General features: G+C 42.1%; 15 protein-coding genes and 1 pseudogene. 9 read left to right on the forward strand and 7 right to left on the reverse strand.

Features of this window, described 5'->3' with window-relative positions; all coding sequences use genetic code 11:
• Positions 1 to 388: 388 nt before the first annotated feature.
• A complete protein-coding gene (locus V7K44_RS32345; protein WP_334938065.1) occupies positions 389 to 838 on the reverse strand; it encodes a hypothetical protein in 450 nt (149 codons plus the stop codon).
• 640 nt (positions 839 to 1,478) lie between these two features.
• Here V7K44_RS32345 and dnaN point away from each other — a divergent pair.
• Positions 1,479 to 2,642 carry a DNA polymerase III subunit beta gene (gene dnaN, locus V7K44_RS32350; protein ID WP_334938068.1) on the forward strand — a complete coding sequence of 388 codons (1,164 nt, stop codon included), beginning with the start codon at positions 1,479 to 1,481 and terminating at the stop codon, positions 2,640 to 2,642.
• A 533-nt stretch (positions 2,643 to 3,175) separates the two neighbouring features.
• Here the strand turns inward: dnaN and V7K44_RS32355 are convergent.
• The 4 genes from V7K44_RS32355 to V7K44_RS32370 form a co-directional block, all read right to left on the reverse strand.
• Positions 3,176 to 6,484, reverse strand: a complete 3,309-nt coding sequence (locus tag V7K44_RS32355) for a GAF domain-containing protein (protein WP_334938070.1) — start codon at positions 6,482 to 6,484, stop codon at positions 3,176 to 3,178.
• Positions 6,485 to 6,740: 256 nt separating this feature from the next.
• A complete protein-coding gene (locus V7K44_RS32360) occupies positions 6,741 to 7,928 on the reverse strand; it encodes a TRC40/GET3/ArsA family transport-energizing ATPase (protein WP_334938072.1) in 1,188 nt (395 codons plus the stop codon).
• A 104-nt stretch (positions 7,929 to 8,032) separates the two neighbouring features.
• On the reverse strand, positions 8,033 to 8,314 hold the full coding sequence (locus V7K44_RS32365; protein ID WP_094350381.1) for a hypothetical protein: 282 nt from the start codon (positions 8,312 to 8,314) through the stop codon (positions 8,033 to 8,035).
• Between the two features lie 113 nt (positions 8,315 to 8,427).
• Positions 8,428 to 8,586 carry a hypothetical protein gene (locus tag V7K44_RS32370; RefSeq protein WP_334938074.1) on the reverse strand — a complete coding sequence of 53 codons (159 nt, stop codon included), beginning with the start codon at positions 8,584 to 8,586 and terminating at the stop codon, positions 8,428 to 8,430.
• A 7-nt stretch (positions 8,587 to 8,593) separates the two neighbouring features.
• Between V7K44_RS32370 and V7K44_RS32375 the strand changes: the two genes are divergently transcribed.
• On the forward strand, positions 8,594 to 9,451 hold the full coding sequence (locus tag V7K44_RS32375) for an SGNH/GDSL hydrolase family protein (RefSeq protein WP_334938076.1): 858 nt from the start codon (positions 8,594 to 8,596) through the stop codon (positions 9,449 to 9,451).
• Positions 9,452 to 9,586: 135 nt separating this feature from the next.
• On the opposite strand, the gene V7K44_RS32380 is transcribed toward V7K44_RS32375, so the two are convergent.
• Both V7K44_RS32380 and V7K44_RS32385 read right to left on the reverse strand, forming a co-directional pair.
• Positions 9,587 to 10,306, reverse strand: coding sequence for a helix-hairpin-helix domain-containing protein (locus tag V7K44_RS32380; protein WP_334938078.1), 720 nt, complete (start codon positions 10,304 to 10,306; stop codon positions 9,587 to 9,589).
• Between the two features lie 10 nt (positions 10,307 to 10,316).
• Positions 10,317 to 10,949, reverse strand: a complete 633-nt coding sequence (locus V7K44_RS32385; RefSeq protein ID WP_334938080.1) for a DUF416 family protein — start codon at positions 10,947 to 10,949, stop codon at positions 10,317 to 10,319.
• 292 nt (positions 10,950 to 11,241) lie between these two features.
• Between V7K44_RS32385 and V7K44_RS32390 the strand changes: the two genes are divergently transcribed.
• The 7 genes and pseudogenes from V7K44_RS32390 (at position 11,242) to V7K44_RS32420 (ending at position 23,585) form a co-directional block, all read left to right on the forward strand.
• The gene (locus tag V7K44_RS32390; protein WP_334938082.1) at positions 11,242 to 11,856 is read left to right on the forward strand and encodes a HupE/UreJ family protein; all 615 of its coding nucleotides are present in this window, start codon (positions 11,242 to 11,244) and stop codon (positions 11,854 to 11,856) included.
• A gap of 156 nt (positions 11,857 to 12,012) precedes the next feature.
• Positions 12,013 to 12,576 carry a hypothetical protein gene (locus tag V7K44_RS32395; RefSeq protein ID WP_334938084.1) on the forward strand — a complete coding sequence of 188 codons (564 nt, stop codon included), beginning with the start codon at positions 12,013 to 12,015 and terminating at the stop codon, positions 12,574 to 12,576.
• Positions 12,577 to 12,629: 53 nt separating this feature from the next.
• The gene (locus V7K44_RS32400; protein WP_334938086.1) at positions 12,630 to 13,007 is read left to right on the forward strand and encodes a DUF2358 domain-containing protein; all 378 of its coding nucleotides are present in this window, start codon (positions 12,630 to 12,632) and stop codon (positions 13,005 to 13,007) included.
• 285 nt (positions 13,008 to 13,292) lie between these two features.
• Positions 13,293 to 13,481 (forward strand): annotated as a pseudogene (locus tag V7K44_RS32405) (transposase); the annotation flags it as partial.
• Between the two features lie 316 nt (positions 13,482 to 13,797).
• A complete protein-coding gene (locus V7K44_RS32410; RefSeq protein ID WP_334938088.1) occupies positions 13,798 to 16,131 on the forward strand; it encodes an EF-hand domain-containing protein in 2,334 nt (777 codons plus the stop codon).
• Positions 16,132 to 16,524: 393 nt separating this feature from the next.
• The gene (locus V7K44_RS32415) at positions 16,525 to 20,766 is read left to right on the forward strand and encodes an ATP-binding protein (RefSeq protein ID WP_334938090.1); all 4,242 of its coding nucleotides are present in this window, start codon (positions 16,525 to 16,527) and stop codon (positions 20,764 to 20,766) included.
• A gap of 599 nt (positions 20,767 to 21,365) precedes the next feature.
• Positions 21,366 to 23,585, forward strand: a complete 2,220-nt coding sequence (locus V7K44_RS32420; RefSeq protein WP_334938092.1) for an EAL domain-containing protein — start codon at positions 21,366 to 21,368, stop codon at positions 23,583 to 23,585.
• The last annotated feature ends 441 nt before the right edge of the window (positions 23,586 to 24,026 follow it).

Raw genomic sequence — 24,026 nt, forward strand, 5'->3', positions numbered from 1 at the left:
AAATGGTCATCTTTCCATCACAATTGCTCAAAGATTTCTCTCTAATGATATTGACAAACTTCTTGCCCTTGTGGAATGAATCAGCCCTGCCTTAAAAAGGGGATAAAAGGAGGGTTAAAAGCCCCCCTTAAAAAGCTACGGTGTATACACAAGTCAAAAAAGGTTGATTTTCCATTGTTCTTTCGTTTATCTCGTTCCCATGAAGAGCATGGGAATGCTCCTCGTTGAGGCTCTGCCTCTAATCTGGCATTGAGTCTCTGACTCAATGAATGCATTCCCAGTCGGAGACTGGGAACGAGGAAAGTCTTATCAAGCTAGGTTTTTAGGACTTGTGTATACACGGTAGCTTAAAAAGGGGGGTTGGGGGGATCTGCAACGACTAATTGCGCTAACCGAGAAGTATTGCATTCGCAGCCGATGCCCCATTCATAGATCCATTTACAGAAGAAGGCTGAACAGAATCGACTACTAAAGAATTGGTGACTTTGGAATTGCTCGCTGTGCCTCGCTTATTTTTGGTATTACCTCGTCGCGCACCACCCGCCATCTCGTATTCCTGGCTGGTTTTACCGTAACGGCTGCCAACTCCTAGTAACATTTTTTCTGACATTGTTATGACAACCTGTTCTGCATTCTTCACATCATCTGTGAGTTTGTTAATGGAAGATAAAGCAGTGTTGTAGGCAGCAAGTTTAGACCGTAGATCGTTAATTGTTGCATTGTAAGCTTGTATAGTCAGTCCTTCGCCAAAGTCAAGTTCTACACTGATAGATTGTAAACTTTCAATCCGGCGATCGGCTTTTTCTAAAACGCTGGAGTTTCTTTTAGGACGTGCCATCATTCATCTCTCTCAGTAAACTATAGTACTGTTTTATACAAGAACTTCCTTGATTGTCATCAGAAAATATAACAAAATCAGTTGCGTAGGCGTAGCCCATCGTAGAGATTGCACCTCTAAATCTCTAGTTGATTATACTTAAATAATCTTGTAATTTTGGTAATAAATAAATTTATAAGTTTATTGCGACAATTGCTGCAATGATTTAAACGTTTCTTATACATGGAGGATTAATTGTTGCAAAGTATGAATGCTTTGCTGCAACTGCTTATATGTTTGTAAAAAATACTTAAGCGTTTCTTATACATGGAGGATCAATTGTTGCAAAGTATGAATGCTTTGCTGCAACTGCTTATATGTTTGTAAAAAATACTTAAGCGTTTCTTATAGATCGCGCAACATTAGCTGCAATCGTTTGAGTTTTTACAAGTCTGAAGCGTAGGAGCGTAGGCGTAGCCGGTCGTAGACATCGCTTTTCCCTGTTGTCTAACAATAGAATCTTCCCTTGAACCTTGTTAACGTGATAAATGAAGTCCTGTTGGTATTAAGTTGTCAGCTACACCCAAGCGCCAACCAGAAAACAGCGATCGCCTATAAACATAAGGATGTTAGGATATCTTTCACTAGCTGCATCTGACTTATGAAATTAGTTTGCTCCCAAAGCGATCTCAGTACAAACCTCTCACTCGTTAGTCGTGCAGTACCTTCACGACCAACTCATCCGGTACTTGCCAATGTGCTGTTACAAGCGGATGCTGAAACTAACCAAGTAAGTTTAACAGCCTTCGATCTCAGCTTAGGAATCCGCACCAGTTTTAACGCAGAGGTATGGCAAAGTGGTGCGATCGCACTTCCTGCTAAGTTACTTGTAGACATCACTTCTCGTCTTCCAGAAGGCGAAATCACTCTAGATAATGAATCAGCCTTGACAGGTGCAACATCCGGTGGAGAAGGTTTAATTGTCACACTCACACCCAAGAGTGGACATTACCAAGTCCGAGCAATGGGGCCGGAAGAATTTCCCGAACTCCCTGTAATTGAAAATACAGAAGTAATCCATCTCACCACCACCGCATTAATTGAGGGATTACGCGGTTCATTGTTTGCTACCAGTGCTGATGAAACCAAGCAAGTACTCACTGGTGTACATTTAACAGTTAAACAAGACACCCTAGAATTTGCAGCTACCGATGGACATCGCCTCGCAGTAGTAGAAACTAGCAACGAACGTCCTTTAGGTGGAACTAGTCAACTAGAAGTGACAGTACCAGCGAGAGCATTACGCGAACTCCAAAGAATGTTAGCTCATAGCGCTTCATCAGATGAACCCGTAGCTTTATATTTCGATCAAGGTCAAGTTGTGTTTGCATGGCAAAATCAACGTTTGACTAGTCGCACATTAGAAGGGCAATATCCTGCTTATCGACAATTAATTCCGCGCCAATTTGAGCGACAAGTGACAATTGAACGGCGACAATTCGTCAGCACTTTGGAGCGGATTGCTGTGTTAGCCGATCAAAAAAATAATATTGTCAAGCTCAGTATTGATAGCGAAGCCCAAGAAATTACCTTATCTTGTGAAGCTCAAGATGTGGGCAGTGGTAGAGAGTCGATGCCAGCCCAAATTTCTGGTGAAAATATTGAGATTGCCTTTAATATTAAATATTTGATGGAAGGCTTGAAAGAGTTACCATCTTCCGAAATTCAAATGCATTTGAATCAAAGCCTAACTCCAGTGATTTTTACACCATTGAGTGGCTTGAAAATGACCTATTTAGCTATGCCTGTGCAACTTAGAAGTTAGAGGTTATTTATCAAGTAAAAATCCAATTAGATCGTGTCCGCTTGATTGCTTATTAAACCCGAAGAACCCCACCCCCGCCAAAGCTACGCTTTGTCTCCCCTCCCCGCAAGCGGGGAGGGGATTAAGGGGTGGGGTACAATGAATGTGGTTAGCATAACTAATTATGCGGACATGATATTACTCTAGAATGAAATGTCTTTTAACCCTGATTTAGATCCCTAAGATCCCCAACTTCTTCAAAAAGTCAGAGTTCGAGCAATACGGTTTAGCTAAGAGGTTGTTTGAAAAGTATTTGGCTGTGATTTTAGGCACTTAGAGATCCCCCCTAGCCCACGCCAGTCGCTCATGGGGGAAACCCCCAAGACCGCGCTGGCTCCCCTTAAAAAGGGGGGAACCGGAATCAAAGTCCCCCTTTTTAAGGGGGATTTAGGGGGATCTGAAATGTTTTGCTACCAACGAGAGGACTTTTCAAACATCCTCTAAAGGTAAAAGTCTTTGCCAATGACAAATGACAAATGACTAATGACCAATGACTAATGACGAATTTGTTTAATCGGAATTTCAATCCAAAATTCTGTACCTAACCCCGGCTGAGAATCACATTTCAACACACCACCATGTTTATCTACAATAATCTGGTAACTAATTGATAACCCCAAGCCAGTGCCTTTTCCCACTGGCTTAGTTGTAAAAAATGGATCGCAAATTCTTGCCTTCATAGCTTCGGGTATTCCTGGGCCATTGTCTCTTATGCGAATTACTACGCTCTTGATATTGCCTTCAAGTTCTCCAAGAGCAGTACGGATAGTAATTTGACTGCTATGAGAATTTGATTTAGATTCGGTGTAATCTTCTAAAGCATCGATCGCATTGCTTAAAACATTCATAAATACCTGATTTAGCGGCCCGGCATAGCACTCTACTAAAGGAAGGTTAGTATATTCTTTGACTAATTGAATCGCCGGACTTTCTGGTTTTGCTTTCAAGCGATGCTGCAAAATTAGTAAGGTGCTATCAATGCCCTCATGAATATCAACTGGTTTTTTTTCTGCTTCGTCAAGGCGAGAGAAATTCCGTAAACCTAAGACAATCTGCCGGATGCGATCGACCCCAATTTTCATGGAAGATAGAGTTTTGGGCAAATCCTCAATGATAAATTCTAAGTCGATATCGAGTGCGCGATCGCGAATCTCAGAGCTAGGGTTGGGAGCATTTTGCAAATAGAGGTCTAATATACCAAGTAAATCTTTTGTGTAATCGTTGACATGATTGATGTTGCCATAAATGAAGTTCACGGGGTTATTAATTTCGTGAGCCACACCAGCTACCAGTTGACCTAGTGAGGACATTTTCTCAGTTTGGATCAGTTGGGTTTGAGTTTGCTGTAAATCATGCAAAGCTTGAGCCAGCTTTTGAGTCTGCTCTTTAGTTTGATTATGTAATTGCGCTTGTTGGAGTGCAACCCCAAGCTGATTGGCAATTTGAGTAATAAATTTAATTTCTGAAGCTTCCCAATGGCGGGGTGCAGAATTCTGGTAAGCTGCTAGTAAACCCCATAGCTGTTGCCCAATAAATATAGGTGCGATCGCATAAGCTCTTGCTTGAATTTGCTCTAGAACCGCAACGTGGCATTGAGAGTGGCCAACTTCATAGATATCATCAACTGCAAAAGTTTCATTGTGACGATATCGCCCACCTTGGGTTTCCTGTAAATAGCTATCTTGCCAAACTGTATTGGTATTTGAACCGACTAACTTTAACCAGTTATCACCCACAAACTCGGCGATATATTCACCACTCCAATCAGCCTGGAAGCGGTAGACTGCAACTCGATCTGCTTGTAATGATTTACAAATTTCTTGAGTAGTTGTCTGAAAAATCGCATCTAAATCTAAAGATTCTCTAACTTTCGCCACAACTTCAAACAATACCCGTTGTTGTTCTGCTGCTTGTTGCAAATCTAATGTCTGTTGTCGTGTCTGAGTGAGTAAATCAGCTTGCTGGAGTGCTACGCCCATTTGAGCCGCAATCTGACTGAGAAAGTTAACTTCAGAAGCTTTCCATTGCCGAGAACCAGTATGTTGATAAGTTGCCAACAAACCCCAAAGTTTTTGCCCAACAAAAATCGGCGCAAGCACAAAAGCATGAATTTGAAACTGCTCTAGATTGTCGATATGACACTGAGCAAACCCCATCTTGTAAATGTCATCGACTGCAAATGTTTCATTGTGGCGGTAACGTCCTCCTTCTGTGTCTTGTAAGTAGGTGTCATTCCAAATTGTATTAATACCCAGTTCCGACTCATTCGACCAGTATGGACTAGCAGCCTCGAAATCCCCGACAAATTCACCACCCCAATTAGAATCAAAACGATAAACAGAAACGCGATCGGCTTTGATTAATTGACAAACTTCTTTAGTTGTCGTCTGAAAAATCGTATTTGTGTCCAAAGATTCTCGAATCTCGGCAATAACTTTAAACACAGCTTGTTCTTGTTCAGCTGTGCGTTGTAACTCAGCGGTGCGTCTTCTAACTTGTTTTTCTAAATTTTCATTGAAGGTTTGCACTTGTTGGTATAATTCATACTGCTGAATTGCCGAAGCAAAGTGTTTACCAAGGTTTCTAGCCAGTTCAATCTCTTCAATTGTCCATTTTTGAGCTTGTGCTGTTTTAGATTCGCGCCAAACCTCAAAGGATCGTCGAGGGTAGAGTTGTCTTTGATCGCCCTCATGCTGCCCCGCCCATAAAGTTTCTGTGTCTACTTCATTGCGGAAAATACTTAAGTAACCCAACAACTGCTGACGATAGTGGAGTGGGATCATCAACACGCTGCGAATTTTAGTTGGTTGAAAAGCAACTTGCAAACTTCGCAAGCCAGGAGTGTTATATATATCTGAAATCGCCCAAACATCGTAGTTAGTAGACTTGTAGTGTTCGTGCCAGATACTATACTGCTCGATAAGTGGATATATAGTTTGTTCTGGCATTACAGGTTGCTGTCCACAGATATAAAGCTTGATACAAGTATTTCCTGGTATTAAGCATTCTGTTAAGCTGGTCACGTTGCCATTGTGGAAATCAAGAGCTTCATTTCTAATGCAAAGTCTGCCACCAACACCATTAAAGGCAGCAACAGCGGCTTCTAGGGCTGGCTGTAAGACAATCGTCGGCAGTGAATGTAATAGGGTAGCAATGCGGTTAACGATCGCTTCTCGTTCGGCTGTTTTGCGAACTTGAGTGTGAAGTGTACTTTGAGCGATCGCCACTGACAGTTGCTCGACTACCATTTGTATTGCTTCTAGCTCATATTCTGAAATCAAACGCGCTTCAGAATTATGAGAAACCAGGAGCCCCCAAAGTTGCTCTTGATAGAGAATAGGCGCTACTACGGAGGATTTTACGCCCATTGCCGTCAAATATTCAATATGGCAAGGGTCTACAGGGCGATAACGGATCTCCTCTGAGATAGTTTCTCCATTATCCAAGTCACGCAGATGAATTTGACCAATCTCTTTAGTCTCAACATTCACAACAGAACGCACCCGTGATTTGAGAAATAGTTCACGGGCATCGGATGGGATGTCATCGTAAGGAAAATTTAACCCTAGTAGCGACGGCAAACAATTTTTATTAATTGATTCAGCAATCACTTGACCACTACCATCAGGAAGAAATTTGTAAATCATCACTCGATCGGTTTTTAATAGCGATCGCACCTCTGCTGTTGTCACTGTGATAATTTCTTCTAACTCTAAGCTTCGTCGGATACGGTTTGTAATGCGGCGTAATAAACTTTCTTCATCGCTACATAAGGGCAAATTTTGTTCAGGATTAGAGGTCATTGTTTATAGCAAAATAAATTAATAATTTCAAAACTGACATAATTAAATCTAAAGACATTGTGAAATTTATTTCATCATTTTGTCTTCAGTAAAACTACGGTCAAATCATTAATAAAAATATTTTTTTGGCTTTTATCAAAATTCACCAAAACATCATAAAAACAGACGCTAAAAAGATTGCGTCTGTACTAGCTATAAGAGAAAATTCTTGCTTTTTAGTTTTAACTTTTTGTTGACAGACTAACGTTCAACAAAATTAAACTTTTCTGTTGTCAGCAAAGCGAATTTTTAGATAGTCATTTTCCATCTTTGCTCCGGCTGGTTGTAGTGCTGCTAAGGCTTGTGGCAAAACTAAGTTACGACGATGGTTGCCAATAGTGATGTTTAATTCGTCTCCAGTTTTACTGAGTTGAACTTGGTCTTTAGGAATACCCGGTAGGTAAAGTTCTAAGCTGTATTGGTTTTCCTCTTGCACTACTCTAAGAGTTGTTTCTTTGTAATAAACTTGAGTTGGATCTTCATCTTTATAAAGAGTTTCTTTCAGGCGTTCTAATGAAGCCAATCCACACATTTCCTCAGAAAATAGAGGAACTTCTTTCACAGGCAGAGGGTGAAAATTATCATGAATTTCTCGGCGATATTGCTCCTGACTTTCCTTCCAACGTTGGAAAAATGGATCTTGGACTTCATTGGGAATAATCCGATTCGCCACGACTAAATCTGTTGCAACATTATACAAACTCAGATAAGCATGGGCACGAAGTGACTCTTTAATCACCATTTTTTCGGGATTTGTTACTAGACGCACTGAGGTTTGAGTATTATCTGTTAATACTTTTTCCAGAGCTTCAATTTGTTCATAAAACTCATAAGGTGCATCCATTACTTCTTTATCAGGTAGCGAAAAACCAGCAATTGGTCTAAACAAAGGTTCAACCAAAGGCCGAAGTGCCACCGAGATGTTTTGAAATGGTTTGTAAAAACGGCGCATATACCAGCCACCGACTTCAGGTAAACTCAGCAAACGCAGTGCTGTGCCGGTGGGGGCTGAGTCGATAATTAAGACATCAAACTCACCTTCATCGTAATGGCGTTTCATCCTTACCAAGCCAAAAATCTCATCCATCCCTGGTAAAATTGCCAATTCCTCCGCCTGTACGCCATCTAAACCCCTTGCCTGTAAAACTTGGGTAATATAACGTTTCACAGCACCCCAGTTACCCTCCAGTTCTTGCAGCGCATCCAGTTCAGCACCCCAGAGATTTGGGCGAATTTTTTGGGGTGCGTGTCCCAGTTCCATATCAAAACTGTCTGCAAGGGAGTGGGCGGGATCTGTACTTAAAACCAACGTTTGATAGCCTAGTTCTGCACAACGGAGTCCAGTTGCAGCCGCGACGGAAGTTTTGCCCACGCCGCCTTTACCAGTCATTAAAATTACACGCATAGATGCTTCTATCCTGCCTGAGAATTTTTTACATTTATTTACATTATCGACTGTTTAAGGAAAATAAATGTTGTTTCAACACGTCTAGGCATTATTATGAGCGTTTACCCTAACTCATCCGTTGGGTTTTGCTGCAATAACTGGTCAAGCTTAGTTTCCAGTGCTGAGAGTTTTTTAAGAATTGTGGGGCGATCGCCATCAATAGAAATTAGTAGATTGGTTATTCTCTCTTGTATATTCGTTAATTGTGCTACCGCATTCTGGATTTGGAGCATTCCTTCTCGGAGTTCTTGGCGTTCCTGACGTGCTTCCGCCATTTCATCTAACATAGCTTGGACTGTTTTAGCGTTACTCTCAATTAGATGTTTGAGTTCTTTATCAGTCATTGCGATCGCGCTTTGGAGTTTAGTTTATTATTAACTCTAAAGTATTGAGGGATTTTGTTTCAATCTCCCGTAGGGCAGCATAACTGTGCTACCCTACACTACAGTTTAATTACCTAAAAATTGCGATCGGGGCTGTTTACTGGCTCAACAAGCATCTTAGCTTTGTGCAAATTCAACAGCTTTTCCTGTTCAAATCTATCGGGATAACTCATTTTCCTATCCTTGAGCGTTAGCCGAATCAGTGCTATTTGCTCATCTGTAGGTGAACTCATTTCGTCTATGGCTGCGCCAATATTAAGTTATACTTCAAAGATTTCAGGGATGATGAGCAAGACCAACATCGTATATGTATGTTTATTCCTCTTGATGATGATTGCCTTGTTTCAAATGCTAAGAAGGCAGATTCAGGCAAATTTTTTCCCAGTAGCTGAACAGCAGATAATCAGAGTTTTATTTATTGGTAACAGCTATACATATTTCAACGATCTTCCTTGGTTGACACAACAGTTGGCTGCTTCAGCGAAAGAACCTAAAAAGTTAGAAACTGAAATGGTTGTCATTGGTGGAGCTACACTTCAAAACCACTGGAAAAGTGGTAAAGCACTCAGACTTTTGAAAAAAAAACGCTGGGATTATGTAGTACTACAAGAGCAAAGTACTTTACCAATTACCAATCCCAAGGAAATGTACAAGTACGCTAGTCTGTTTGATGCCGAGATTAAGCGAGTGAATTCCCAAACAGTGTTTTACTTAACTTGGGCAAAGCAAAATCAACCAGAAACGCAACAGATATTGACTGATGGTTACATGAACATTGCTCAAGAACTGAAAGCTAAAGTTGCACCTGTGGGAATAGCTTGGCAAAAAATTCAGGAAGCGAATCTAAAATTAAACCTTTACAATTCCGATCTAAGCCACCCTAGTCCGATTGGCTCGTATGTAGCAGCGTGTGTATTCTATACAACATTTTATGAGAATAGTCCCGTAGGCTTGAGTCGTCGTATATATAGTAGTAATGCTAGTACCCCACAAAAAAACAACAGAATTGAATTGGAAAGTTTAAGTGAAACAGATGCCCAAATGATTCAACAATTAGTTGAGTATATCGTGAACAAGAATTCAGAAGTCAATATTTGAGAGTCATAATCAATTAACGAAAATTAAAAAGTAAAAACAGTGCTACACATAAATAAATTTAGAATGGTAGGTTGGGTTAAGCTACAGAAAAAAGCAAAAAAGCGTTGATAAGGTTTGGTTCTGACAAACTTGATGCTATGTTTTCTTGAGACTCTCTAAGTTACGTTGCGTTTGGACATAATTGCACTTTGCTGAGAGAGGGCAATTATTACAAAGAGGATTTTTTGCCCTGCAAACCATCGCTCCAAAGTCTAGCAAGGTTAGATTCCATTTGCCAACTTCTTTATTAGGAGCAATTATTTCTGCCGCACCCCAAAGAATTTTACAGCGCGATTTCACTCTTTCTCCTTGCAAGCCAAAGAAGCGTTCGAGGATGCGAGCTACGTTAGTATCGAGTACGGCTAGCGGTTGACTGAAGGCTTGAGAACAGATAGCACGAGCTGTATATTTACCAATTCCAGGTAATTCAAGCAACTGCTTTTCTGAATCGGGGATTTTTCCTCCATACTGCTCTAAGATGATGCGAGCGCACTTTTGTAATCTTTCAGCGCGGAAGAAAAGACCCAAAGCTTCAAGCAATTCTCTCAATTCATCAATGCTTGCCTTGGCTAAGTTTTCGAGGGTAGGATACCTCAAGAGAAATGCTTTGTAAATAGGAACAACCATAACTGCATCTGTTTTTTGCAGCAGATTTTCTGCAACGAGAATTGCGTAAGAATCGCAAGTCTGCCGCCAAGGAAAATCGCGTAAGTTTTGCGTTCCCCATATAGAGAGATGGTGGCGAAACCATTTAATTTTTACAGCATCCAAATTAGACGCTGCGTTTTCTTGAGGTTCTTTAGTCGCACCCTTCACGATTGTTTTCTCAACTTAAATCTAGCAGACTTTTACCACCATTTTCAGAAGAAGTACGCAGCCATTGTAAAAACTCACCAGTTAAGGTGGGAGTTTCTCGCAAGCGCTGTAAATCTTCGCTTTGTTTTGGCATTTCTCGTACTGTAAACGGATGGTTGGAAACTATTTCCACTAGTTCTTCGTGGGAAATGTCTTCCGAGTATTCGTCTTCAGACTCGCATCTTAAATAATCTATATACTCAAAAAGAGTTTCATGTATTTCTTCTGCTACTGAAATGGTCTGTTGTACACTTGGAGCTAAACAAAGTTCTAAAGTATAGAGAATTGCACCTGCGGCTCTCTGTCCTTCTGGAGTGTCTACGTTTTCATAATCACTGGGGTAGCTTTGGTCGCAATCAAAATACAGTTGACGAAATCTTGCCACATCAACCTTTTTTCCTGCCAAAAATTGCCAGATTTCATCGAGTGCTATTCTAAATAAATCTTCTCCATCCCAGCCTTCTTCTCTAACTATTCGCAATAAAATATCGTAGTGTGGATACAATCTCTCGCAACAAGCTGCCGCAAATGCTACTCGATGCATAGATGAAAGAGCTTCTAGTTCTCGCTCCAATATATCGAATTCACCGTACTTTAGACTCATTTTTGTAGTTTAGTTATATTGTCAGCAGTCGTTGGGTCGATTATTGATTAGCGATCGCACCTTGAATCTCAATATTAATAACCCGATCCTACTTGCTTATAAAAGAACTTTTTCTACCACTGCGGGTTTACATCACTTTTTGAAGCTAGTACGATTTAGGGTAATTACCACGTTAGTTTTTTGTGATAGCTGGGTAGTATAAATTACCTAAAAACTAATTTGGTATATAGCGATGTTCAAGACTAAATTATCAGAATCCCATGCTTGGGGGGAACTTAAGACCTCAAAGTTCATGGATCGTCATATTGGAGCGATCGCAGCTTTAATTTTAATTAGCTTACTGAGTTCATTGAGTGGAACACCATTTGACCATAACATCTCTAACGGCTGGGAAGCCTTTGTCTGGGGATTGGCAGATCCAGTAATTAGTTTAAATTGTTTAGTTGGTATTGTTGCAATTGGCTTACTCTCATCTGTGTTTGTTCGTGGCGCTGCGATCGCTGGATGTTTTGTCTTGGCAACAGTTTTAGGCATTGTAATTCATATATTTCAGTTAGATTTACCAGGCACAGAAATAGCCATTACCATTTCTACCATTGTTTTTGGTACTATGCTGATGATGCCAAATCAACTAAACTTTCTGGTGCTTGCTCTAGTAGGCATCAGTGCTGGTTTATTTCAGGGCTACGCTAATGCTGAATCTATTATTGGGGCAGGAACGATATCAGTAGTTGCCTATATACTAGGTATTGCTTTAACTCTGTTTGCCGTTGCCATGAGCGCTAGAGAAATTGGTGTTGCAATGGGTATGGGAGAAATAAACCGAATGTTACGCTGGAAAATCAGCCTTGCTGGCTTCGCTTTCTGTGCGATCGGTATCGTGTTTTTGAGCAATTCGCTTATTTAAATCAGATATTTAAATTCAGTGGAATACATTCATTCGTGGGGGCGTACACCTAGCTGTGCGCCCCCACTGTGTTTTCAGACTGGACAAGCAAGCATTCTAGTGAATAAGTTGATGCACCTCTGCGCTAATCTAGAGGCTAGATATAAATATAAGGTTATGACACCTAAAGAAATTGCGGGTACGCTAATAGAACTATTTGGCACATCGGCTGTTGCTGCGATTGCTACTGGATCGTGGCAAGTAGACACTCCTACTTTTCGGCTGTTGGTGCTGCTTTCCGAAGATAATACTTGGCTGCGAGTTTTACTGCCTATTCTGCCCATTCAAGAAGCCCAACCATTTTTAGAACAGTTCCTAGAAGCCAACTTTGATGACACTCAAGAAGTACGTTACGCTTTGTATGAAAGAGTAATTTGGGGGGTATTTCAATATCACAGTGATACTTTAGTGAGTGCAGATTTATCCAATGCAATCAACCGACTTTTATCTCTCCATCAGGCTAGATTAGATAATGTCTTTAATCAACTAATTGAAAGCCGCATCCGGCAAATTATTCAGGCAGCAAAACAACAAGGACAATCTCTGCAAGCTACCATGCAAAGCTTAGAACGCTTTTACGCCGAAGGAATGATGGGCGAAATAAATCAAACTTCACAAGGGCGAGAAGAAGTCCTAACTGCTTGGCGGCGTCAGTTAGAACGTTTATGGGATGAGGGTTAATTTCTATTTTTAAGTTTTCATATTAAACCAATTTACAGATATATTTATCTATCATGGATATTATTGAAATACTCAAAGAAGACTATCAAAGATTCCCAGTTAATCAAACTTACAGCATTTATGCCCCAGAGGTTTATTTTCAAGACCCGATGAATAAATTCCGTGGTGTTAAACGTTACAAAGAAATGATTAATTTTATCCAAACTTGGTTTTTAAACCCCAAGATGGACTTACATAATATTCAACGTTTAGGAGACACAATAACAACTGAGTGGACACTCAGTTGGAATACTCCTCTTCCCTGGAAGCCACGGATCTCTATTCCTGGTTGGAGTGAATTAGGTCTGAACTCGGATGGTTTGATTATTTCCCATATCGATTATTGGAACTGTTCACGCTTAGATGTGGCAAAGCAGCATTTTTTCTCTTGAAAAAGCGGATGATTCAAATAATATAATTACCATCAAAATCTTCATGGTTTGTAGTGAGGACTTTAGTCCTCTCTGACGAGATGCTACGCAAACAAAATCAGGACTGAAGTCTTGCTATCACACTAGTACCGCAAGGCAGAATTAAAAATTAACAATGAAGGGTTTTCAGTACTTTTTATGCTAAAGTATTAGCTATAAATGCAAAGTAATATTAAAAATTGTATTAAAAGATTACTAAAAGCATTGCAATCATTGACATCTAATAAATATTTATTGTTATCGAGAGCTAAAAAATATTTTCCCAATAGCAACAACACTATTATTCGTTGGTTTGATGAAATTATTGCTTACTTTGACAATGGGACAACTAGTGGCATGGTTAAAGGAATTAATAACAAGCTTAAACTGATTAAGCGTTCTGGATATGGATTTAGAAACTTTGAAAATTTCAGAGTCAGATACTTACTAAATTAGCATTCTATTTATTAAAAAGTTTGGCATAACAAGTACTGAAGAACCCAGATTTTTGATATTACTTAATATAGTTTGATTTATTCTCGCTGACTTACTTGGTTTATCTAGAGCATTTGGAATTAAAACCGTAAAGCTGCATTGATTGGAACAATAAGCAACTGACAAACTTACAAGGCGACTGCAAGTAAGGTTGAGACTAAGTTCAGACGTTCCTAATACTTACTATTTACTTAATATAATTAAACAGCATTGAAGTAGCTATTAGAAAATATGGTAATAAATTTATTAGTGACAGATATAGAATTGGAACAAAACCATGATTGATGAACAAGAAATAGAAAAATTGTGGCAAGCTTTCAAAGTATTAGACGTAGACGGCAACGGAGCGATCTCAACCGAGGAACTAGGGGAGGTAATGCGATCGCTAGGGCAAAATCCCACGGAGGCGGGGCTGCGTGACTTGATTAAGGAGATTGACGTTGACTTGTCAGGCACTATCGATTTTGAAGAATTTAAAACGCTGATGATCGCAAAGGTAGGCGATCGCGAAAGCCGCCTGAAGTTAGCCTTCAGTGCCTTTGATGAGGACGGTAGCGGTGAAATTACTGCTGTTGAACTGCGGACAGTGATGACTCAGTTTGGGCTGACAGACGCTGAATTGAAAGAGATGTTGCAGGAAGTAGATCATGATGGCGATGGCTCAATTGATTTTGAGGAATTCTGTCAGCTAGTACCGGAGGAGTCAGAAAGCAAAACTGGCTATCAAGACTCACCGATTTCCCTGAACAGTTCGCTCAAAACAGTTGCCACTTCCAATGAGGCCGCAGCAGCCAGCACCCAGCCGACGGAAGCAACGACTCCAGAGTTGGCACAGCTAAGAGAACAGTTAGCGCAACAACCAAACTCACCGAATCAGAAAAAAAGCGGTACGTCTCCTTTACAAATGCAGATTGGTCTGTTTCGTTTGATTCAAGGAGCAGCCTACCGCAGCTTCCGTGAAAGTTTCTCCGCCAATCACGAAACTCATTTGCGGGTGAAAAACTTGCCATACAAAATTACTGATTTTGTGAAGTTTGTCAAACAAGCGATCGCACTATACAAAGCATTAGGTATAGTATCCGAAGATTGCTACCCCGTCTTGGATGCAGTGGTTGAATCGATTGCCAATGAATATGCCCGATTGCAGGAGCGAATCAAAAACTGGCAAACAGTGGCAAAGACACCAGAAATGTTGGCAGAACAGAAAGCGATTTTAGAGGCGCGGAGTAAATTTGCCAATGTCAAAGAAAAGTTTGCTGCCGGAGTCGAGTTTGCAATTACGATCAAAAAGAAAAGTCTTAGCCTGGGTGACATCGTAGAAGGTGTGCTGGCCATTAACGAACTCAATCGTCTCAGGGGAATAGAACTGAATGAAGAAATGGCTCCACCACCAACTAAATCTCAGGCAAATCCAAAAGACTATTTGAACAAGTGGAACCGCGTCATCCTTTCCCAGGCAACTGAAGAAATAGATGGTGCAATCATGCCAGTAGCATATTGGTATGAAGACTTTATGCCGAAGTTGTTGGCAGCGTTTAGTGTTTCTAGCACAGCAGATATCCAAAGCAACACCGTACCCGACCAAGCGGCTTTGGATGAGTGGTATCAGTGTACAAAAAACTCAGGAGAATTTAACCGCTACGGGGCGGATGTTGCCGAAAATTTTCCCCGTTGCACTCCCAAACAGAAATTGATACTCAAACAAGCATGGCGGTTAACGCATCACTACTTGAATGGAGTGCAGAAACGCCGCGAACGCCTAGAATTTGGGCGAGAATCAGGGGCGCTATCGCAATATGTATCATTCATTGATGTCTATCTAGATCGGACTGAGGTGAAGGATTCCCAAATGCGAGTCAGCTTCCCCTACTACATTGGCCCGGCAGTGTGGCGCTTCTTCCATACCACAGCAGAGATTGTGTGTACTAAGACACCAGAACAGCAAAAAGCCGCAGTAGCAATCTTCAAAGACTTCTTCCAACTGTTTGCCACAATGTATCCCTGTCCTTACTGCCGACACCACCTGAATATGTATGTTGTCCAAAATAAGGAAGTGGATATGTATCCTGTAGAATATTTGGTGCTTGGGCGCGACCCTAACCTGATTGACTTTGAGGTGTCACTAGAGGCGAAATTATCCACCGTCGTAGATGGTTCCTCCCTGCGGTTATTCTTCTGGAAACTGCATAACACCGTTTCCTCATCCATTGCGCGATCGGAAGAATGGTATCACAAGGATGAAAAAGCGTTCTACACCACCCGTTTTTGGCCTAGCCTTGACTCTGAGTTAGCAAGAGCTAATGCACTCAAATACACCAGCATAGAAACTGCTCGCATCTACAACATCTATGGAATTCTTAAGCCATTGGCACGGCTGACAGGGGTAAAAACAGAATTGCCAAAGCTACTGGAGAAGGGCGATGCGAATAACCTCAAGGAAGCGTGTATAGTTGCACAGAACCACATCAAGGATTTAGAAGAAGCTGTCATTATCGGACAGTTTCTCCAAGAGACATACTACTTTGAGCCTAGCCTTGTGGATAAACCTCCACTCTTCACCCCTGAAGAAGAAGAGTTTGCCCGAACTGGTATGTTTACAGAAACGATTTAAATACTTAGGAATGCTTTAATTCCCCTCCTTCAAAGTTTCGTCGGTAGGGGAATTTTAGCACGACCCTTTAAAACTCGTCTGTTTGACCTACAGCGTGCCAAACGCTTGGGCTAGCGACGCCGTTGCAACATTAAATGAGAATTGCCCTTGGTAGCTTGAAATATCGATGATATAAAGGAGACAATAAAAAATAGCCAAAGTAGAAACTTGCCCTAAAAAAGCAATTTCAATGCTTTGAAAAGTCACAGCATTGGTATCTCAGGCTGTATGTACCTTTAAATATCCTCTAAAATGACTGTTTAGAAGCGTCAAGGTCTAGTTTATAAAGGATTTTTTCTAAAAGACAACTACTGATGTAGCCTGTAACCGCATATGACCAATCGAGAGGAATTGATGAAGAACGAATCAACGTTAGCAAGCAATGCCAACGTAAATTTCCTGATCGGTGGAGGTGAAATGGGTGCTAGGATGCGAGAATACGATTGGTCAAAAACGTCCCTTGGTCCAACACAGCACTGGCCACAGAGTTTGAAGACTGCTGTGCGAATTATGCTAACTTGCCGTCAACCCATGTTTGTTTGGTGGGGTGAGGAACTAATTAACCTTTACAATGATGCTTACAAGGCGATTATTGGCGGCAAACATCCAGCAGCGCTTGGACAGCCGGCTTCATACGTGTGGCGGGAAATTTGGGATCAGGTTGGGCCTCGCGCCGAATCAGCGATGCTGAAGAATGAGGGTACTTACGACGAAGCGCTGCTGCTAATTATGGAGCGCAACGGCTACCCAGAGGAAACCTATTATACTTTTTCATATAGCCCGGTTCCTAATGACCAAGGCGACACAGGCGGGATCATCTGCGCTAACACAGAGGACACGCAGCGGATTATTAGTGAGCGTCAGTTGGCACTTTTGCGCGAACTAGCGGCGAGGACGGCAGACGCGCGAACATTCGACGAAGCCTGTACGCTAAGTGCGAGTTGTCTGGAGAGCAACCCTTACGATCTCCCTTTTGCAATGATTTATTTGGTCGATCCCGATAAGCAGCAAGTTTTTCTGGCTGGAACGTGCCGCATTGGGCAAAACCACGTAGCAGTTCCCGAAACAGTGGCTCTCGATGATGCTGATGGGGTTTGGCCCTTTGCAGAAGCGATCGAAACACATCAAGCCAAACTGATTTCCGGTTTGGAAATGTCTTTTAATAGTCTACCCTGTGGTGTTTGGCAGCGATCGCCCCACCAAGCGATCGCAGTACCCATTGCCGCATCTGGTCAAACCGGAAAAGCTGGTATATTAATCGCTGGTTTGAACCCCTTCAGGCTATTCGACGACAATTATAAAGGATTCATTGATTTAGTTGCGGCTCAAATTGCCGCCAGCATCGCTAACGCCCAAGCTTACGAGGAAGAACGCAAACGTGCTGAAGCCTTGGCAGAAATCGATCGCGCCAAAACCGTTTTTTTCAGCAACGTCAGCCACGAGTTCCGTACCCCACTTACTCTAATGTTGGGGCCATTAGAGGACACCTTAACCACTTGTGCCACTCTGCTTCCAGCCAAAGAACGAGAGCAGCTAGAAATGGTGCGACGCAACGGACTTCGGCTGCTGAAACTGGTCAACAGCTTGCTAGATTTTTCACGCATTGAAGCCGGAAGGGTTCAAGCCTCTTATGAACCCACTAACCTTGCCACCTTCACCGCAGAACTAGCTAGTGTATTTCGTTCCGCAGTAGAACGGGCAGGGATGCAGTTATCAGTTAATTGTCCTTCCCTGCCAGCACCAGTGTATGTAGATCGGGAGATGTGGGAAAAGATTGTTCTTAACCTGCTCTCGAATGCCTTCAAGTTCACGATGGCTGGAGAAATTGCGGTCAGTTTGCAGTGGTCAAATGACCATATTGAGTTTGCAGTCCAAGACACAGGAATCGGTATTCCAGCCGCAGAAATCCCCCACCTTTTTGAACGATTCCACCGCGTCAAAGGGGCGCAAGGACGAACTTTTGAAGGGTCAGGAATCGGATTATCACTGGTGCAAGAATTGGTGCAAATGCATGGTGGAAGAGTTGATATTACCAGTCTTCTCGGAGCAGGCAGTTGCTTTACTGTGTCAATTCCAACCGGATATGCTCATTTGCCACCAGACCGGATTAGTGCCCCGCGAACTTTAGCTTCAACCGCATTAGGTGCAACACCTTATTTAGAAGAAGCCCTGCGGTGGCTACCGGAGGGGGCAGGGGGGCAGGGGAGCAGGGGGGCAGGGGAGAAGGAAGTATTTTTCCCTCTGCCTCTGTGTCCCTCTGCACCCTCTCCTCGGATTCTCTTGGCTGACGACAACGCAGATATGCGTGATTATGTCAATCGGCTATTAAGTCAGCAATATGAAGTGGAAGCGGTGCCAGACGGTTTAACTGCTTTGGAGTCTGCTCGTGGGCGTGTCCCCGATTTGGTACTGACAGATGTCATGATGCCTGGATTAGATGGCTTTGGACTGCTGCAAGCATTACGAGCCGATCCACGGACGCAAAAAGTTCCCATCATTTTGTTGTCGGCACGGGCAGGGGAAGAGGCACGGGTGGAAGGGTTAGAAGCGGGAGCCGATGATTATCTGATTAAACCTTTCTCTGCCCGTGAATTGTTGGCGCGGGTAGAAGCAGCCCTAAAAATGGCTCGTCTCCGCCAAGAGGCAATGGAACGCGAGCAAGGGTTGCGAATTGAAGCTGAGGTCGCTAAAGCACACCTAGAGACTGTTATCGCTGGCATCCAAGACCAGTTCTTTGTGTTGGATCGAGAGTGGCGTTATACCTTTGTCAACGATCGCGTAGCAGATGTTGTTGGCATCCCAAAGGAAGAGTTGCTAGGTAAGATCATTTGGGAAGTGTTTCCCGATCTGGTTAAAAGCAAGTTTGATACTGAGGTTCATCGGGCGAACGCCCAAGACACTGTTGTTCAGTTTGAATACTTTTATGCGCCTTGGCAGCGCTGGTTTGAGAACCGCGTCTACCCTTTTGCAGAAGGAGTAAGCATTTTTGTTACGGACATTAGCGATCGCAAACAAGCAGAGAAAGCACTTCGGGAAAGCGAAGAAAAGTTTCGCAACATGGCTGACAATGCCCCCTTCATGGTTTGGGTGACAGACACCAATAGCTACTGCACTTACCTCAGTCAAAGCTGGTACGATTTTACAGGTCAGAGTGAGGAAATGGGTCTAGGATTTAGTTGGTTAAATGCTGTGCATCCAGAAGACAGCAACGTTAGGAATGTTTTTCTGGAAGCTAGTAGCAGTTATTCGGCTTTCCGTTTGGAGTACCGCTTGCGGCGCCAAGACGGCGAATATCGCTCTTGCATCGATGCCGCTAATCCGTGGTTTGGGGTGGACGGTGAGTTTAAAGGTTACATCGGCTCAGTAATTGACATTACCGAACGCAAAGCCGCAGAAGCCGAACGCGATCGCCTCTTGGAACTTGAGCAAGCCGCCAGAACTGAAGCCGAAAGGGCCAACCGGATTAAAGATGAGTTTCTGGCGGTGCTTTCCCATGAATTGCGATCGCCTCTGAATCCGATTCTTGGTTGGGCGAGACTCTTGCAGACTCGTGAATTTGACGCAGCAGGATTGAAGAAAGCGCTCGCAACTATCGAGCGGAATGCTCAATTACAAGCTCAACTAATTGAAGATTTGCTCGATGTCTCTCGGATCTTACAAGGCAAGCTCAACCTGAAAATGTTACCTGTCAACCTAGTATTTGTGATTGAGGGGGGATTGGAAACAGTCCGTTTGGCAGCAGAAGCTAAAAATATTCAAATTCAGAGGATGCTGGATGCTTCTTTCGGGCAAGTTTTGGGTGATTCTGGTCGTTTACAACAAGTTATTTGGAATCTCTTATCGAATGCCGTTAAATTCACTCCTGAAGGAGGAAAAATTGATATTAAATTAGAGTGCGCTGACGCTCAAGCTCAGATTACCGTCACTGATACAGGTAAGGGAATCAGCCCTGACTTTCTGCCTTATGTGTTTGAATATTTTCGTCAGGCTGATAGTACAATAACGCGAAAATTTGGTGGCTTGGGGTTAGGGTTAGCAATTGTCCGTCATTTGGTAGAATTACATGGCGGTACGATTCAAGCAGAAAGTTTAGGTGAGGGGCAAGGATCTATTTTTCGAGTTAGGCTACCACTAATTAAAAAAGATTTAACCCCAAAACAAGATATAGATGTTGCTGCATTAAATTCTTCTCCTCCGATTGAAATCCTGGCAGGCATCCAAATCTTAGTTGTAGATGATGACAATGATACCCGTGACTTCCACACATTTGTACTAGAACAGGCTGGAGCAATGGTGACAGCAGTCACATCAGCAAAAGAAGCATTGCAAATTTTGGCAGAGTCAGAACCAGATATGCTGCTCAGTGATATTGGGATGCCAGAGATGGATGGCTATATGCTGATGCGCCAAGTTAAAGCATTGCAGGCAAACCAAGCCAAACAAATTCCGGCGATCGCTTTAACTGCTTATGCCGGAGAAATCAATCAGGAACAAGCACTTGAAGCAGGGTTTCAAAAACATCTATCTAAACCTATCGAACCAGATAAGTTAGTCAAGGCAATTGCAACTCTAATTGGTAGAAGTGGAAATGTCTGAGTATTTTAAATGTCTTCACACCAAAAATTGATAAATTTATTCGTCGAAGAAATACCAACATTAGATATTGATTTCCCTAAAACCCTTCAATCATTCAATCGAACTCTTGCACAAATACAAAATTCGCCCTCATCCCCCAACCCCTTCTCCCAATATTGGGAGAAGGGGAGCTAATTTCAAAGTCCCTCTCCCAATATTGGGAGAGGGATTTAGGGTGAGGGCTTTTGATTTATGGCTTAATGTATTAACTTGTTTCAAAAATTTTGTTGTTTACTGAGGTCGATTCCTTCTTCCAAAGATATATTTACTCTGAATTAATCTAGTTAAAACCCGTTCCTAATCTGCTTGATTTTGCCTTTATATTGTAAATTGAATTGTTAATTCAACTCCTCATTTTGTTGCTTAATTTCACAAAGCATATCGGCAATTACTTGGGCTTTTATTATAAATTTTGGAATGTGTTGCTGAGTCACTTATTCAGCTAAATTATTCAGTTTACTTAACTCATCAAATCTTCATGTATTTGAAGTATAGTTTATCTTTTACAGTAAAAATAGTGGGAATAATAGAATAAATCGGATTAAGCAAATTATTTAGCCATGAGCCAAATATGTCCTATCTCCAAAACCTGTGCTTGTCGCAATGTTGCACGCTGCCGGAATAAGGAGGCAGGTAGGCTCTTTCTCTGGTTTCCCGTTCCACATACCCTCACAAAAGTCACCTCCTACCTACAGCAGTTTTCCCTTAAGTATGAACTGATGCACGAGCGACCAGGTTTGAGTTTAGACTGTAAACCCGGACAGTGCCTAGAAATTGCTCGTAATCTGGCCAAACTACTGGCACCAAGAGAATTAAAAGAGACGCAAGTCCTTTTCATTCAAGGTAATATCCAACCTCAACTCCATGATTTTAGTGACATAGCCTCATTACAACGGTTCATTAAGTTGAACCAATCCGACTGGGTAGTTGATATGCTGGCAACGGAACGATTCACCAGTTACTTTCAACCAATTGTCTCAATTAACGATACATCGCAAATTTTTGGATATGAATCGCTCTTGCGGGGACTGGATGAAGAAGGCAATTTAGTGCTACCAACACCAATTCTGGAGTTAGCAACTGAAGCCGGACTTATACCACAACTAGACCAAGTTGCTCGACTCACTGCAATCACTCAATTCAGCCGCTATCAAGTGAATGGGCACATCTTCATCAATTTTGCACCAACATCACTTTATGACCCAGTTTTTTGCCTACGTAGTACAGTAGAGGCCATTAATACTGCCGGAATTTCCCACGATCGCGTTGTTTTTGAAGTTGTAGAGTCAGACAATCCTCAAGATTTAGCCCACCTCAAGGCAGTGCTTGAATACTACCGAAGTGAAGGGTTTTTAATCGCTCTTGACGATCTCGGTTCTGGCTATTCCAGCCTAAACTTGCTGCATCAGTTACGTCCAGACTTTATCAAGCTGGATATGGAGTTAATTCGAGATGTGCATCAAGACCTTTACAAAGCTTCGATTACGGAGAAGCTTCTAGAGATTACTCAAAAGTTAAACATTCAAACCGTTGCTGAAGGAATTGAGTGCATTGAGGAACTGAACTGGCTGCGAGAACGAGGTGCAAATCTTGCTCAAGGCTATTTGATTGCTAAACCCAGTGCAGTACCTATTACTACAACCCCTTACTTTGAGCAAATCTTGTTAACTATAGCATCAGCAAATTCTCAGGAAGTTGAGCAGCGTGTCCAACACCAAAGCGAGTCTGAGCGAATTGTTGCGGCTGTAACGCAGCGTATTCGCCAATCGTTAGAGTTAGACGAGATTTTGCAAACCACAGCAGCCGAAGTGCGACAACTGTTTGAGGTAGACCGAGTGCTGATTTACCAGTTTGAGCCAGACTGGAGTGGATTAGTGGCTGTAGAATCCTTAGCAGAAGGCTGTATGTCGATTTTTAGATTTCACGTCATGGATACGTGCTTTAAATCTACGCGTGCGGCTTACTTCCAAGAAGGTAACACCAGAGCGATCGAAGACATTGAAACTGCGGGACTATCGCCGTGTCATGCTGAACTCCTCCGAAGTCTGCAAATCCGGGCAAACCTTGTTGTGCCCATTTTACAACAAGAGCGTTTGTGGGGATTATTAATCGCTCATCAATGCCGTAAGCCCAGACAATGGCAGCAATCGGAGATTAACTTATTTAACCAGTTAGCGGGTCAAGCTGCGATCGCTATTCAGCAATCAAAACTCTACCATCAATTACAACAAGCAAACCAGGAATTACAACGCCTTGCCTGTTCCGACGGTCTAACCCAAGTGGGAAATCGACGCTGCTTTGATGACACATTAAACACGCAGTGGCAATGGTTGGCACGAGAGCAAAGTTCGCTATCTTTGATTTTGTGTGATGTCGATTACTTTAAGCTTTACAACGATACGCATGGACATCTGGCAGGAGATGATGCACTCAGACAAGTTGCCAAGGCAATCTCTCAGACAGTTAAACACCCAGCTGATTTAGTGGCTCGTTATGGCGGAGAAGAGTTTGCAGTCATTTTGCCGAATACTGATATCGAAGGGGCTATTGCAGTTGCAAAAGATATTCAGATCAATGTTAGTGCATTACAAATGCCTCATCCCCATTCTCAAGTCAGTGAATTCATTACCCTAAGTCTTGGTGTGGCAACCATCACACCTGATAGCCAATTATCTCCTGCAACCTTAATTGCTGCTGCTGACCAAGGACTCTACCAGGCAAAAGCACAAGGGAGAAATTGTGTGGTGCAGATGGATTGTGAGAATGGTAATGCTAAATAAGCTGATGCGCTTGTAAGTTGCATAGTTCAAATCGCTAGAAAGATGTAAAGACGCGGATATACGGGGAGTAAAAGACACTTTAACCCACTATCTACGCGCAATTATTGCAGTGAACACCAGAGAAATGCTCTCGTGTCATTCAGGCAAAAATGATGATTTTAGCCATAATGTTAGCAAACAAAGCTCCAAACCTAATTTCTGTCTATTGTTTAAAAGTTGGCTGAGATTTTTCTTTGACCAGAGTGATGGAAGAGCGTTAAGTAGAGCAGCATAAATAATTAAAGGTTTGTAGTGAAAACTTTAACCCTCACTTGATGGCTAAAGTTTTCACTAAAAACTAATCTCAAGATTTTTTACATTACTTAATTTACTTCGATTTATTCTCACTTACTTAAAGTCGGTGAAGATAAAACGAAAAGTGAACGTGTGAATAAAATGTTA

The organism is Nostoc sp. (assembly GCF_036917235.1).
Classification (GTDB): Bacteria; Cyanobacteriota; Cyanobacteriia; order Cyanobacteriales; family Nostocaceae; genus Nostoc.